Genomic DNA, 14,469 nt, shown 5'->3' with positions numbered 1-14,469 from the left:
GCTTTAAACGCATTCGATGTAAAATAACCACGGTATGGTGCAGTTTATTTTGGCTGTCATAGCCAACAATGTCATTTGTTTTACCTCCCTCTTCTTCACTCAAATAGGCATAACCTGATGACAGTATCCCGCGGTTTTTTACACTGCTAAAACATCATGCCATTGGTTCATTACCTCAGCTATTTTCGCGTCTGCTTACCCGCTCTATTATTTGGTCATAGCATCATCATGATCCATATCTTTGGCTGAGTCGAGGGGGAATATATGGCCATGATGATGTTTAGTCTAATCATGATAGGCAATGAAAGACGCTTATCTACTGTCCAATAAAGTCAATTAAAAGGTGTGAGATATGTATGAACAATCAGAGGAGCTCAAAAAAGAGACCCGTAGAACCGTTGTTGGTTCAGGGGGGGGGAGCAACGGTAAACGTGATCAATTTGTTGCGTTGCCAGATCACCGCCCAGGGCCTGTCGGTAAGGGAGATGACGCCAGCGGCGCCACGTCAAATCTCATGCTGCCCGCAATGAAAATGGCTAAAGAGTGTGAGTTAAAATCCCAAACCTGGCAAGGGCTAAAAGAGAGGTTTGGTGGTGGGCGAGAGCATATTACTAAATTTAAGGATTGGGAGAAGATACTGGGGCATGTCAAAACGGGCGCCTGTGGAGATGAAGCTGATGTCGGGAGGTATATTGACAAGCAATACCCTAGCCCCCCCCATCTTGCTAAGCCACTTCAGGGGATAGCCACCACACCTAAAGGCGTTCGAACTCATAAGCTGACAGCGCCAACTCAACTTGTTACGACGCATAAAAAGCAGCTCGAGGTGGCCCACGCAGTAGCTAAGCCGGCTGTCAGTGCCAAGACTGCCACCAAGCCAAGGGCTGCTGGTGCGTCGGGGAAAATGCATCTTCCTGTTTCAAAGGGAGGCCGCCCATTGAGCATCAATTACGTTTGGCTGGGCAGCAATCCTTTGGGCCCCTTGGAGAAGTTCAATATCTTCTCCTGGAGAGCGCTAGGTCACCAGGTCAATATTTACACGCATCCCTTCGCCGGGGGGGCGGCGCATACCGAAGCCACTTTGGGGCTAGAAAGGGGCGACGTAACGGTGATCTCTCTGGGTGACACCCTTACCGCCGACGATAGAGAAGCGGGCGAGGACCATCCCAAGGCGCTCCTTGGTGATGCACGGTCGCTACTAAAACGCTGGCTTGCAGGCATACCCAAAGAGGGGAGACCTTCAATAGAGCATATATTCAATATGGTGGATCTCACCAAGTCTTACCTTGGTGGGACGCAACGAGGGATCGTATTGGACATGAAGGTCGGGCCGAGTATTCACCTCCAAGACTATGCGGCCAGTTTCGACAGTCATCTCGTCAGTTACACACGAGGTGGGAATACCGTTGAGGGGCTGCCAGAAAACCAGTGCATCGGGACGATGCAGGGATCTGAAGCGCTACGAAAATGCTATGCACAGCGCTTCAACAGTAAGGTGAAAAGACTGGCCGAGGAGGATCCCAAAGACCCCTGGTTCAATCAGATCACCGGTTATCATGGTCTATCCTATAAACAAACAAAGACATGGCTAGATGTCGCCTTAAAAACACCATCAGGGCTGGTGGCGACGACAGACGAGTTTAGTGTAAGTGAACCGGGAGTTTCAGGTCATGGCCCGTTTCGTGTCTTTAAGAGAGCGAGTGATCAAACCAACAAAAATGCCGGTAAAACCAAACCGATGGAGGTAAAGAGCTTGGCCGATGATGTCCTAATGAAGGAGTTATTGGGCAGTGGAGTCGATCAGGCGTTTGTTGGCAAGGCGCAGGCTGCGGCGAAGCTCCTGCCCTCTTAGTCGTTTCTCAACGCCAAAGGGTCGCGATGGGGCCTCAGAAAGGCTGCGCATGTGAAAGCAAAGATAGGGTTTTGTGACCCTTTATACTGGCCATAACGTTTGTGATAAGAACATCATTTTTCTTATTGATCAATTGCAGCAATAACCGTCACGGAGCACTTTGGATCAACCGCACAATGATGCGTGCCAATCTCTATGTTGACGCCTGTGACGAACGGCAGACTCGCCACTGCCTGCTTTATCCATATCATTTCCGAATTTTAAACCCTACCCAAGCATGTTATTAAGCATGCAACATTAACCAGAGAGAAAAAATGAGTACACATAAAAATAACCCCGTTGGTCCGAGCTTAGAGGAACTAAAAAGGCAGTTTAGAGCCCGCAGTATTCCACTGGAAACAGATTTTGTGGATCTGATTGATATGGCTGATTGTGGTCGCAAGGCGGTGGGGTTGAGTCCGGCCCAGGATGGGATGACTGGCGATGGACTCGAATTGGATGCAGAAGATAAATTGGCGGTCCATGCGAACCTGGCTAAGGGGCTCGTGGTCGATAGTGCCGGAGTTGGGATCAATACTTCAGCCTCACACGGATTAACGCTAGATGACAATGCGCTGAGACTTGCGGTGTCGGCGAATAATCCCGGGGTGAAGCTGGTCAATGATGGGCTGCAGGTCAAGCCGAATAAGGCGAGGGGGATTGTCGTCGATAGTAGCGGGGTGGGGATCAATACTGCAGTATCACACGGTTTACTGCTCGATAATAATGCACTAAAACTGGCGGTGTCGACCAACAACCCCGGAGTAAAATTGGTGAGTGATGGGCTGCAGGTCAAGCCGAATAAAGCGAGAGGCATCATGGTGGATAGTAGTGGGGTCGGAGTGAATCACGACTCCACATTACAAATCAAAAATAACCAGCTTCAGGTTGCATCATCGGTATGGACAAGGGTGGAAGCCAGGCAAGACATTGAGGTGCCATCAGGCCAAAAAGTACAGCGTTCATTTTTTAGATCAAGCATTAACCGACATATTACGGGATCTGTCTCGATCATGGTTGACCGAGATCAAATGTTTACCCTGAGTTGGCTGGGGACGGACATCTCGTATCCCAATCTAAATAGCCGGGTCGCGTTAACATTGTCGAATGTCAATAACGCATCTAGCAACCCGCTGACGCGCGTGTTATTCGGTCATGGGCTCTCAACAGGGTATGGTTTGGTCTTGAATTTAGAGTTTTCTCGGAGTTGTACTGTTGAGTTTACCTACGATAAAGGTGATTGTTTTGGTTTCCAAATGGAGGCATTAACACAGAAAATCAGTATGGCCAGTGAGTCTAAGCTTCTTATTGTCAATCCAAATGCCAACGGCAATTTTGCCAAAGGGTAAAATGTGTTGAAACCAGCAAAAATGGCGGTTTGCTGGGTCAATGTGAAGGGTCATCAATCCTTTCAGTCAGGGGACTGAAAACAGGCATGCACCCTCTCTAAGGTATTTAACCATTAAAAATCGGTGCGAACGCGGCTTGACTCAGGCCGCGCTGACAGGTTGAGTTATCGGGATGTGCAGGCGGTTTTCCCCGTGGGGTGTTAACGTTAATCACGCTATGCGCCATTGCCGGGAGTTGAGGCCTGCTTGAGGAATGTCACCTTGTGGAGTGAGTGGCAGTCAGGCGTGTAAAGGCGATTGATGGCATCTGGATAGCAGCGCGTGTCAATATTTACAGCTATCGGTGTCAGCCAAAGAGCAAGGAGTTAATCTCTATTCCCCCGCAACCCACTACAGCAACAGCGTTATGGAGTGACTCATCTATGGAGCCATCAAAATTGTTAATTGGGTTACAACTCGTCGCGATTACGGGCGGTGGATTTTATTTAGTGGGGCAATTTAACTCAGATTTTGAAGCGTCAAAAAGATACAACGTCAGGCAATTTGAGTTGCAAAAATTAACCCTCAATAAGCAGTCTGTAAGAATAGAAAAAAATCAACTCGCCAATAAAATTGAAATCGCCCATTTGAATGCGTTGCTGAAAAAAGTGGAGATTGATCTTATTCTCGTCAAAAAAGATATCGATGATATGGATAACGTGTTCAGAAAATTGTAGCTATTTGGGCTGGCTAACGAGACGTTGAGCGTGTAGGGGTATCTGGCTTGTTCAACGAAAGGCTGAGCGGTGGGGGGTCGACAGGCCCTTTGCCTGCAGACATCCACATTGCGCGATCGTCATGCTGCATTTTTTGCCCTTACGTGTTGCTGTGCCAACTGCGATTTAGAGTGAATGGAGGCCTGCGTAAAACCAGTCAAGAACTGGTGGCGGCCTGAGAAGTTAGCAGCCTCGCCATTCATGGCGGGGAGCAATCACGTATCCCCCTATCTCGCACTCCTGAAGGCATACGATGTGATGCAACATTAAGAGTGGCTCATCCATGTGCTAGCGCGTGTTTACGGGCTGCTGTCTCCTGTATCGTTGTCCATTCATGCCCCGATTTCCGGTGAAACCATGTTGGTGAAAATGGTCCATCAGATCGGCGGTCGTTCATTATCACGCTATGACGTGTCTACTGCCCTAAGTGGGTCAAAGATAACACTGGAATTAACGCAAAACTGCCAAGGACATGGCGTCACGGGAACATAGCGAACTATTTGTACCTGAGGCGGATCACTGTCCTCATTTATCACGGCTGAGTGTGAGTTGTCGATATCACTCAACACCTGCAAATGGGTGTCGCTATGCTGGGAATAACACTCATTCTGTTAAAGGTAATAGTGATATGGGCAAGTCGTTTAAAAGTAAGCAGGACAAAACAAAGCTGTTAAAAGAGCAGGAGCCGTTCGATGAGCTATCCGCTATTGGGGCTCAGCGAGACATTGAAGCACGTGATAGGGAGGCGGTGTCATTACCCCTACCGTCAGGTGATGAAACACTTGATTATAATGGGACTTGGGAGCGCTTTGGTCCAACCTCTAAAAAGAGAGATTTCTTACAAGACATGATGCCACTGTGGCAAGCCAAAACACAGTTTACAGACAATGACATGAGTCAGCGTGCCCGGGCTGAAGAGCATGCCAAGCAAGCTAAATCCACGCTCTATTCTGGAGCTAGACAAGTGAAAAAAGCGACCTGTCAACCCGCGAGACGCGTGCTGAACGGGGGGGCTAAGGATGAGCCATTATTGAATGAGGAGTTTGAGTACGATATGGGGGGATTCCAGACGGGGTTAGATAGCATTAATCAGAGCACCAGCAGAAAGCGATTATTTAGCGCATTTGCCCACATCATTGAGCGTCAAGATCTGCCTCACACTGATACCGATCTTGGTCGTATTGTTGGAGATTATATCGCCACGTTGCCCATGGATAGCCTGCACCAGCATACGAGCAAGCTGTCGTTGATTGCCACGACGAGTGCCTCGCTAGGCGGAACGGTTACTCAGATACCTGGGGTAAAAGTTGGTGGCGGGATTAGTGGCAACACCGAGTTGAGTCTCACGATATTGCGGGATGAGGATGGTTATCATGTTGAGCTGTTGCACCGGTACGGTCGTTCAGTTGCGGTGTCTGCCGGGCCGAGTCTCGCATCAATAGAATCGGCATTTGCAAGTGCTAGCATAACGTTAAAGCCAATTGAATATCGGCAATTTAGTAAATGGTCTGCAGCCAAGCTGAGTTTAGCACAAGTGAATCAAATCATTACCCACGCATACCATGGTCAGTTAACGGCTAATCATTTCCAGACGTATGGCTCAGAATCTAAACAATCCACCGTTCTTAGCGCTGGCATCACTGTCGGAGCCAGTGGATCTGTTGGTAGTACGGTTGCTGCAGCGGGGGGGGTGGGGACTAGCGGCACACTAAAACTGACGACCCCAGGTAGGAAACAAGTGACCGAGGTCGGGATTGAACCTCTGCTGGAATGGGATGATCTCAATGCCGCCCATCAAAGGAAAGTGGGCACTGGCGGAACGCTATCTGTTTCTGTCGATCCATTCGGTGCGAGTGCTAGCGTCAGAGGCGAGACTGTTCGGCCGGATAATATGAGCGCGGCGGCGCCAACCGAGATGAATGTTACATCACGGCGACTGGGAGAACTGAAGGATTTTAAGCATCATCGTGGTGCCACCACGATTCCATTTAGTAAGCGAAAAGGTGATCTTGTCAAGGTTGTCCAAAGGCAGGCCAAAGGTGATCTCCTTGAGCGGTTATTCGGCAAGGCTTATGCCCAACAGCTCCGGGATGCTGCTGATAATTTAGCGAAAAGCCGGGGGCGAGGAGCGTACCACGATCAAAGCCGCGCATTTGTGCTTGGTTATAAGATAAAGGACAGTCAGATAGATTATCTCATCGATAAACACCACGTGTTGGATCGCAACAATCAACTAGTCGGTCTTCATTTTCACCAAGTAGAAGATGACATGAATGCTATTCTCGCTAATCCTGTCGCGCAGGCAGAGAAGCTGTTATTTGATGTGTCGGTGACTGAAACGCTTCCGGTGATGGATGGTGCGGCTGTGGGGTTTGGGCTTAAGAGAGAGAACAGCGCTGGCTTTGTTCTCGAAAACAGTTACCGGCTGGCTAATGAGCTGGAAGCGGTGTACTCAGGGAGCCGCGATCGGTTATTGGCGTATAAAAGACTGTAAAATGGGGGCTGGGTTGCTTGGTATCCTGCCTCCGATCCTGGGCAGGGACAGTGGTGAATAAACTCTGCACCAGAGTGTGGAGCCCATGCTGACTGATCGTGCCCGCATCCTTCGGGGTGACTGAGGCGCGTGCTCGTCCTCATTGCCTTTTGGGCGGTCGAACAATCAGCGGATATGGGTAAGCAGGATGATGTATGCGCGTTAAACCGCCACTCCCACGCATCGCAAGGTGGCGGTATGTATTGCCTTGAGTTAGGTTGGTTTAACTGCGTTAAGGTGACGGTTAAACCAATCTAACCGAGGCGTAGCGATAGTGATTCATTGAAGGCGAGCAGACGAAATGATCCTCGAGAGCCTGCTCATGCATGCCTCCAAAACGGTGAGTCATTTGTTGTATGCTCACCGTTGTCGAACCACTACTTTTTTATTTTGCTACATTTTATGATGTTAATGGGTTTTAGAAGATAACAAATATCATCACTCATTAAATTCGCTTGCAGTAACTTTAGCTTCATAATATTTATTTCTGGGTCTCTTCTTGATTGAGGGGTTAATGCAAACATATTACTTAAGGATGTATCAGACATAAGGATAAACTGGTCAATGAGTCGCTTGTTGGTATTTATGAGTTCAGTTATTGAGAAACGATAGGTATCCTCGAACCAATCATACTTTATATGGCCATTGTAATTGAGCTTGGCTTTATTCCCTTCAACATTTAACAGGATTTCAGTGAAATAATTATCCAGTATCGTATATGTGACAACACTAATGTTTGCTGTTTGACCGGAATCAAGGCTAATATGTTCATCGCGTATAAATGTGCCATACTGCATTTTGTTTTTATTATTGGTCACTAATACTATAATGCTACTTGTTAATAATGAGAAAATGATTGTAGTCGAAATGATGATTGTTATTTTTGTTGTTGATTTCATTTTAACATTCTCCACGTTTTGTGAATGATTTTGCTTTATATAAGTTTGAGGTTGAAATGCTGTTTACCGCATACTGATTAATACAGTCTATGATGTATACCTTTGAATATTTATTGATAACGTAAAATGTGTTGTTAACGCCGTATTCCAGCTGTTTCCTTTCAATAATCTGCTCTTCATTGTCAAAAAAAGTAACTAATAACTGTTTTGTATTCGAGTAATAAAGGGTGTTGTGTGCCTTTATATAGTAAAGGCGGCTGTCATTGATTTTATACCAGTGATAAAAGCCCAAGGGCATGACCATTATTGCAATGAGAATTATGGTCAGTAATAAATACTTGAATAACATTCCCTTTTTTTGGGGGGACTCGGTATGACTATCGCTTGGTATTTTTTTTATCGTCACTGACGAAGAGTTGTTAAGTATGTATCCTTCATCGACAGTTGTGATAAGTTCACGAGCAGATATTTTCCTTAAGTTGCCTATTGCAACCGGAACAGAATTAGACGATACAACACGGTCGGGCCAACCATTACTGGCAAGTTGCTCTCTGCTACAAATATGGCCTTGATTTTCATATAAAAAAACTAACAAACTGATTTCTGCTTTAGCCACCTTATGTGTCATCTCATTGATAACTAATGACCGCTTGTTTTCATCTATTATTATATTCATTTATCATCCTTTAAAAATAAAACCGACAATATTTTCACACATGATTTACAGTGGAAGCTATTGATAACACCATCATTTTACCCAGATTAGGCTCAAAGGTTTTGAGTGGATCGCGGCGGGTGAGCTCCTGTTGCCAAGTCAATCTATGCGTTGTCACCACAGACGTTGTCCACTCAAGGGCATCGCACTGTGGCACAGGGTAGCCGCCTACTCTGTTGGGGACGCGTGTTGGCTATCTCAAAAGATCTGTGCTCGTGTCAGTGGCGTCTACTTGTTGCGCAATCTCTTGATTCTCACCAAGTTGAGTTAAAGACAATGTGATTAAAAGTCAGCCTCGACGATAAATTGTGGGTTTGATATATAGACAGTGCCCGGTGCGGCACTCTCGGTGTCTTTAAGCTTAAATCCTATAAATCCACGCTTTTGACTCGCCATATTGTTGCTAATGAAATCATCCTTATTAAATAATGCCCACGCATCAGGTTTTATTTCATTCTCGTAGCCCATATGTGGAAACCTGAGTTTCACGGCTAACGCGGGGCCTGAAGGGGCGACGTTGCAAAATCCATCACTATTCACACCGAAATCATTGCCCCCGCCTGGTTTACAATGATAAAGCAGTTTAAATCCTTCATTGGTTCTGATATCAACTGGGATTTCTCGCCATGTTTCATTTTTGGGATCCGTTGATATCGCCTTGTATGGGAAGCGCACATCAAAAACATGGGCAATGTCTAATTGCACATTCGCGCTAATTTGTTCAATGGGTTTGTCTCTGTGAATTTTGAATTTTGACTCATTGTTGGCAAACGTAAACCCACCGGCGTAATGACCCGGTGCAACCGAGTCATTGTTTAATATTTCATATGACGCAATAAAATAGAATGCTGGCGAGTATTGAAGCCATGCGGACAGTTTTACTTCACCTAACTCCCCATGGGCTTTTTCGATGGCTGAATAGCGTGAACCACGATTAACTCTGCAATGGGGCCCCGTGCCACTGCCAGTCGAACCAAAATTACTCCCGTTCGTTCTAGACATCCCCAAAGCTGAAATTTTTAATTGTAATAAATCGCCTTGAGCGGATCTCAACTCTACCGTTCTCGGGATCCCCGCCCAAAAATTAAATTCATATGACGCCGTTCCTGTTTGAGTTGGATAAAATCGTGGGGCTTTTCCATTGTACAATGAGTTTTCAGCACAGGTACCTTCAACCCTCCCAATGGTTTCAAATGCAATTCCATCCCCACGAGTCGTATCGTATTTTAAATTGAAATTTACGTAACCCGCAGCAACATTATGCGTGTAGCTGAGAAGTATGAGCATTAATAATCGTTTCATAGATACCTTAGTCGTTAAGCAGGGCAAGAAACTTTGGTTAAATAAATAAAATGTTTGCCGTTTAGGTTGGCTAAATTAAGTTCACTTTCAATGTTCTTTGTGCATAAATAAATACCGTTCTCATAAATTTCAATCGTTGGGTGCTGTTTAGAAACCGTCAATTGAAAGAATGTCGGTTCATTTAGCATATTGTTATCTACGGTGATCTCAGATTCATGATTTTTAATTAACACCTCAGATTCATGATTTTTAATTAATACCTCGGACTCATGGTTCTTAATTAATACCGCTTCCCGTTCACTGGTTAGAGATTGATACATCCCGGCGACTTCTATCGTTCTACGGGGGTTAATGGTGACAAATTTGAAATTGCCAGGATAAAAAACATCGGAATAAAACGATTCGTTTTCAGGTAGAACAGCGCCCAACGCGCTCATATAAACATCATTTTTACTAAAAGCATTCAATGACAACACATAAGAATTATCATCAATTAAAAACCCCCTACCTGAGAAGCTTGAGCTGCCATAAATTTCTAAATCATGGTCATTGTTCTCAATGTCAAATACATAACCAGAGCGTAAATTTTGATCTTTGGTAAAACTGTAATGGTTGGTATCGAAAACGACACCGCCACTGAACCACATGCTGGCTTGTGAATGAGTATCACCGGTTGTGTTGTTATACTGGCTGTCTAGCATGAGGGTAGAATTTATCCAAGGTGTTTTAATATTGGTCTGTACATCGACACCATAGCCATCATCATGTGCCTGGAAGCCAGCCTGAGCGCTATCGATAAAGTCAGCATCAAAACCACTGGTTTCGACATAGATATTGGTGCTATTTTTTCCTTCGATATTTTCATATCTTGCCGAAACGTTATAGTGTGAACTGGGTTTGCCAAAATCTAAGTTCACACCTAATCCAATCCTAAAATCGTTGAGATTATCTTTACCAATATTCGCTGTTAGGTAAACAGGCATGCCATACCAGCTAGTGTATTTATCTAGATTCAAAGAGAAGTCATGGGAATTGGATTTGATCGGGTAGAAGTCATCAGGTTGCTGATTAACGGGGTCTCCCCCTGCGGTTTGCGCTAAGTATTGGTTATACTTGACTGTGGACAGGTTGCCATCCACGTGATTATTGAGGTGGCTGTAGCGGGATTGATAATAAGTAAGCCTTAATGAATCAAACCAGGGGCCGTTTAATCGATAATTGAGATTAAATGACAGGTTAGAACTGGTATCGCGTTGCTCATCTGCATAGCTTGCCGAGAGGCTCACAGACATGCCGTTGACCAGATCAGTTAAATTGGTTTGCGAAAAAAGGCCAGCACTCCAGGAATCATTGGACGCATAAATAGCATCCACATCAAACTCAGCAAAGGAAAAGTGAGTGACATTAACGCCCAAGCTGCCATAGAAAACATCATCCATCCAGGAGGTGCTGCCGCGCAAATTGACGCCACTTGTTATGCGTGTTGCTCCTTCAATAGCGACATAGGCGCTATCATAGTTCATGTCATAGAAGTTAGTGCCTTGGTCTTCTACACTGTTATCATCGTATTGCGCCGACCCAAATGAAACCGTAAAATAATCTTCATCTATCGAGTTGACAATCCTGTGTTCAATCAGTGGCAATGCTGCCATAGAATTCGGTGTGCGTTTGATTATCACGTCATAATTTCCAATCGGAAAGGAATCCACAGGGATGATGATCGAGCCGGCTTGGTAACTACCAATAAATAAAGACTGTTTACCTTTGAATACTTCTATTTTGCCGGCGGTTGGCAGGTAGACCTCTAGCGGCTTCATTGCGCCACTTTTTTTATCGGTTCTGGTTTCATCAAATGAGCCTATCCACACGCCGGCAACATTGCCTATGGGCAAGATGTTTTTTGCGCGGCGCACATTGTTAACCCGGTTACTGGATTTCACCCCAGATTGAATGAGCATTCCTTGATTGACATAGCTGCCGACGAAGGAGTCGATGTTCAGCTTTGTTTCGCCATTGGATGAAATGTTGATATAGGGGTTGGTTTCAAATGAAAAATTGCCATAGCCAAGTAGCGTATTAATGTTCGTGCTGCCATAGGTTCCCCCCTCAGTAAAACGATGCGTCAACGAGGTAGAATAACCAATGCGTCCACTGAGATGAGTAATGGTACTTTGCGGAATATACTGAGGTGTTACGCTCTTTTGTGTTTCGTTTAGTTGATCAGCGTCGATACCATAGAGTTCATAGAACAATGATTCATAACCGGGTAACGGGATCAAGCTGGCGTATTCCGCTTCCTGTTCATTATTCGAGATACTCATTTGTGCGAGAAATGTATTTGTTAGGCTTGCAGGAATATCACAAGGCAGCAATTTTGTGATGCTGGGTGAGGCACTGCAATCATACTGCTTGTTTTGCATGACTAAAGCCCCATCATTCAGGGTCATGAATCTGTCTTTACCCACACCTGATACTTTAGCGTAGGCGATGATTTTGTTGAAAAAGTAGATGTTTATTTCTCGTGAATCATCGATACCTTCAAACCCCTCTGGAACCATAAATTGGATATTCCCCTCTGCATGATAAGGGGCACCAGCCGGTTTTTCAGCCATGACAGTATCAATGACAGGGGCACTCACTGTAGTGGGGTTCGGCTTAAGTACGACTGTTGCAGCCACCACCATGGGCGGTGTTATTGACGCTGGAACCCACCTCGGTTGATTCTTGATATGGTCAATGACAGGTGCAGTGATAGACACCGGTGAGCGTTTTTTTTCAACCGTGATCGGATTGACAAAAGGTATCGATTGGGTGTCATCGATGTGCTGTTTAGGTCTAATATTGATGCATATCGTTACTATGACGAATAGACAGAGTATTGACCCCAGAATGTATTTATTGACTATGTTCATTATTATATTTAACTTTGTATTCAATAAATGCAGATTGGGTAGAACTTAACGTTTCACAGCTAAATTGACCATTTTTACTGAGGCCAACTTGGGTGTTATTCATGCTGAACAATACTGTTCGTTTCGATATTAATCGTTTCTGACTGCTTAACTCGCAAATAGATCCGATACATAATTTACAATTATTAAGTAAGACAATGCTGTCCCCGGAATTGGTCAGTTCAATCGCATTGGGTTTATCGGCCTTTGTGATTTGCGGCGCTGGAGAAACTTTTGGTACGACGGCAAATGTAGAACCGGTGATAGAAACAAAAATGGTTGAATTGATATCCGTGCTGCTGTCACCATAATATTTTGATTTTATGATGGGTGTGAATCTGATTTTAAAAAAACGATCGGAAGTTGAATGCGAGTCACCAGTAAATAATAATCTCACACTTGAAGATCCAAGCGGAGCAACGATGAATTTTTCCGGAATCGCAACGACGCCATTTGCTTTTTTATCTTTATCTATTGTTTCAAATCTTTCTTTACCGTCGGGCGCTATAAATACTTCAACGACTTGTGCTTGGACATAGGCCACTGATTCTTGCTTATTTCTAATTTGAATGACTTCACTTGGATTTGAAACTGTTAAAATTGCTGTCGTTTGGGGGATGGATACTTGATTGGCAGATGCTAAAACTAGCTTTGAAAAAAAGATGCTACCTATAACGATAGCAGTAATATATTTTAACATAGAAGCTAAATTACCGTTGATGGGAAATAATGATGAAAGACCCAGTGAGGTATTTCACTGGGTCAAAATAGGTTAGATCGAATCTTCAAAGATTAAAGAAACTGAACCTGTATATAAACCGGATGATAGCGAGGAATTATCTGCAGCTGAGATACTCAACACATGCGTTGAGGTTTCCCCTGTACCGGGTACTGACACTGCATTTATTTCAGTAAACGTGGTCGTCATCGCTGTAGCATCGATATCAACCGTTAATGGAATGTAATCAGTTCCGTTGAATAGCGTTGGCGATGTCGCTAATGCGGCACTTAAGCCCACTTCATATTTAGCTTCAATTGTCATATCCCAGTCAGTAAACACCCCCGTGGTTTTTTCATAGTCTAATACTGCTTTTACATCATTAAAGTTAGGTTTTCCAAGGGGGGTAACGCTAAATGTATCACTGGAGACGGTGCTAGTGACTTGGATGGTTGCATCTATACGTTCTCCTGCTGCTGCGAAAGCATTGCTAGAAAGTAAAGTCAGTGCAATTGAAAAGCCTAATGTATTGAGTTTCATGTTTTGTCCTTTGTGGTTTTATATTAGCAATAGGAAATTTTATTTTGAGGTTATTAAAATCAAAAAAATTTCCATTGTAGCGACCCAGCACCAAATGACGCTAAATCGACACATGAGTACGGATTTGCGGATGCTAATATGAAATACCGTGTATGACCTGTAATAAAGGATAAAAACGGCAATAAATTTTTTTATGTGGTTATTTCTACCAGTGAGTGCGGATTATCCATTTGTTAAGCTTCAGGGGCAGCTATTAGCACGTTTTGACAGCAATTAGTGGTAAGGCCACTGAAGGTATTAGAGTGTATACTCTACCGTTAGGGTTCGTCTGAGTGTGATCAGAGAATCAGCAGCGCTGACTCGTGTTGGTTATCAAGCGGAGGCATTTTTCGACACGAATAGAGATGACATATTTCGTCGCTGTTGATAGGGCTATGGTGGCCTATTTACGTAAACTGCGATGGTTCGTTTCTGACACTGCGGCACAGAAGGCGACTAAGCAGATAGGATCATGGCATGTCAGATCTGTCATAGCTCTTAAGTACTGCGGGTGCGAAACATATATTGACACACGCTTTATGTGGACGCTGACAGAGTCATGTGGTGTTGATTTTTTGTTTCTTATTGTGGTGGGCTTTGTTGGTGCCGCTTTGTTTCATACATCATCAAAGGGGGGGGCGTAGACTGACGCATTGTCGTATATTCGTATTATTTACTGCCCTATTTAATCGGACATTTTTGATGGGGTCAGTGGTTGCCCTGGCTGGCCACGTTCGGTGGAGGTGTTTCTATGTTGACTTATTTAATGTGAAGCTT

At 44.6% G+C, this 14,469-nt stretch carries 10 protein-coding genes; 4 read left to right on the top strand and 6 right to left on the bottom strand.

All coding sequences use genetic code 11. The features are described from left to right. Positions 1–352: 352 nt before the first annotated feature. The 4 genes from FS373_RS17725 (at position 353) to FS373_RS17710 (ending at position 6,489) form a co-directional block, all read left to right on the top strand. Positions 353–1,852 carry a hypothetical protein gene (locus FS373_RS17725; RefSeq protein WP_152830023.1) on the top strand — a complete coding sequence of 500 codons (1,500 nt, stop codon included), beginning with the start codon at positions 353–355 and terminating at the stop codon, positions 1,850–1,852. A gap of 314 nt (positions 1,853–2,166) precedes the next feature. Further along, positions 2,167–3,240 (top strand): hypothetical protein, encoded by a 1,074-nt coding sequence (locus tag FS373_RS17720; protein WP_152830022.1) that lies wholly within the window; start codon positions 2,167–2,169, stop codon positions 3,238–3,240. A 422-nt stretch (positions 3,241–3,662) separates the two neighbouring features. Continuing rightward, on the top strand, positions 3,663–3,956 hold the full coding sequence (locus tag FS373_RS17715; RefSeq protein WP_152830021.1) for a hypothetical protein: 294 nt from the start codon (positions 3,663–3,665) through the stop codon (positions 3,954–3,956). 667 nt (positions 3,957–4,623) lie between these two features. Continuing rightward, positions 4,624–6,489 carry a hypothetical protein gene (locus tag FS373_RS17710; RefSeq protein WP_152830020.1) on the top strand — a complete coding sequence of 622 codons (1,866 nt, stop codon included), beginning with the start codon at positions 4,624–4,626 and terminating at the stop codon, positions 6,487–6,489. A 416-nt stretch (positions 6,490–6,905) separates the two neighbouring features. Here the strand turns inward: FS373_RS17710 and FS373_RS17705 are convergent, their stop codons facing one another. The 6 genes from FS373_RS17705 to FS373_RS17680 form a co-directional block, all read right to left on the bottom strand. Then, complete coding sequence (locus FS373_RS17705; protein ID WP_152830019.1) at positions 6,906–7,427, bottom strand: hypothetical protein; 522 nt, start codon at positions 7,425–7,427, stop codon at positions 6,906–6,908. 1 nt (position 7,428) lies between these two features. Continuing rightward, entirely contained in the window at positions 7,429–8,103 is a 675-nt protein-coding gene (locus tag FS373_RS17700; RefSeq protein ID WP_152830018.1) for a winged helix-turn-helix domain-containing protein, read from the bottom strand. A gap of 321 nt (positions 8,104–8,424) precedes the next feature. After that, the gene (locus FS373_RS17695) at positions 8,425–9,444 is read right to left on the bottom strand and encodes a hypothetical protein (protein WP_152830017.1); all 1,020 of its coding nucleotides are present in this window, start codon (positions 9,442–9,444) and stop codon (positions 8,425–8,427) included. Between the two features lie 14 nt (positions 9,445–9,458). Next, positions 9,459–12,356 carry a TonB-dependent receptor gene (locus tag FS373_RS17690; RefSeq protein WP_152830016.1) on the bottom strand — a complete coding sequence of 966 codons (2,898 nt, stop codon included), beginning with the start codon at positions 12,354–12,356 and terminating at the stop codon, positions 9,459–9,461. Further along, a complete protein-coding gene (locus FS373_RS17685) occupies positions 12,340–13,095 on the bottom strand; it encodes a hypothetical protein (protein WP_152830015.1) in 756 nt (251 codons plus the stop codon). Before FS373_RS17685 ends, FS373_RS17690 begins: the two co-directional genes overlap by 17 nt. Positions 13,096–13,167: 72 nt before the next feature. Next, positions 13,168–13,653 (bottom strand): CS1 type fimbrial major subunit, encoded by a 486-nt coding sequence (locus tag FS373_RS17680; protein WP_152830014.1) that lies wholly within the window; start codon positions 13,651–13,653, stop codon positions 13,168–13,170. Between the last annotated feature and the right edge of the window lie 816 nt (positions 13,654–14,469).

Source organism: Shewanella sp. YLB-07, from assembly GCF_009377275.1.
Note: the sequence above shows the minus strand (reverse complement) of the source record. Positions and strands in the feature narration are given on the sequence as shown.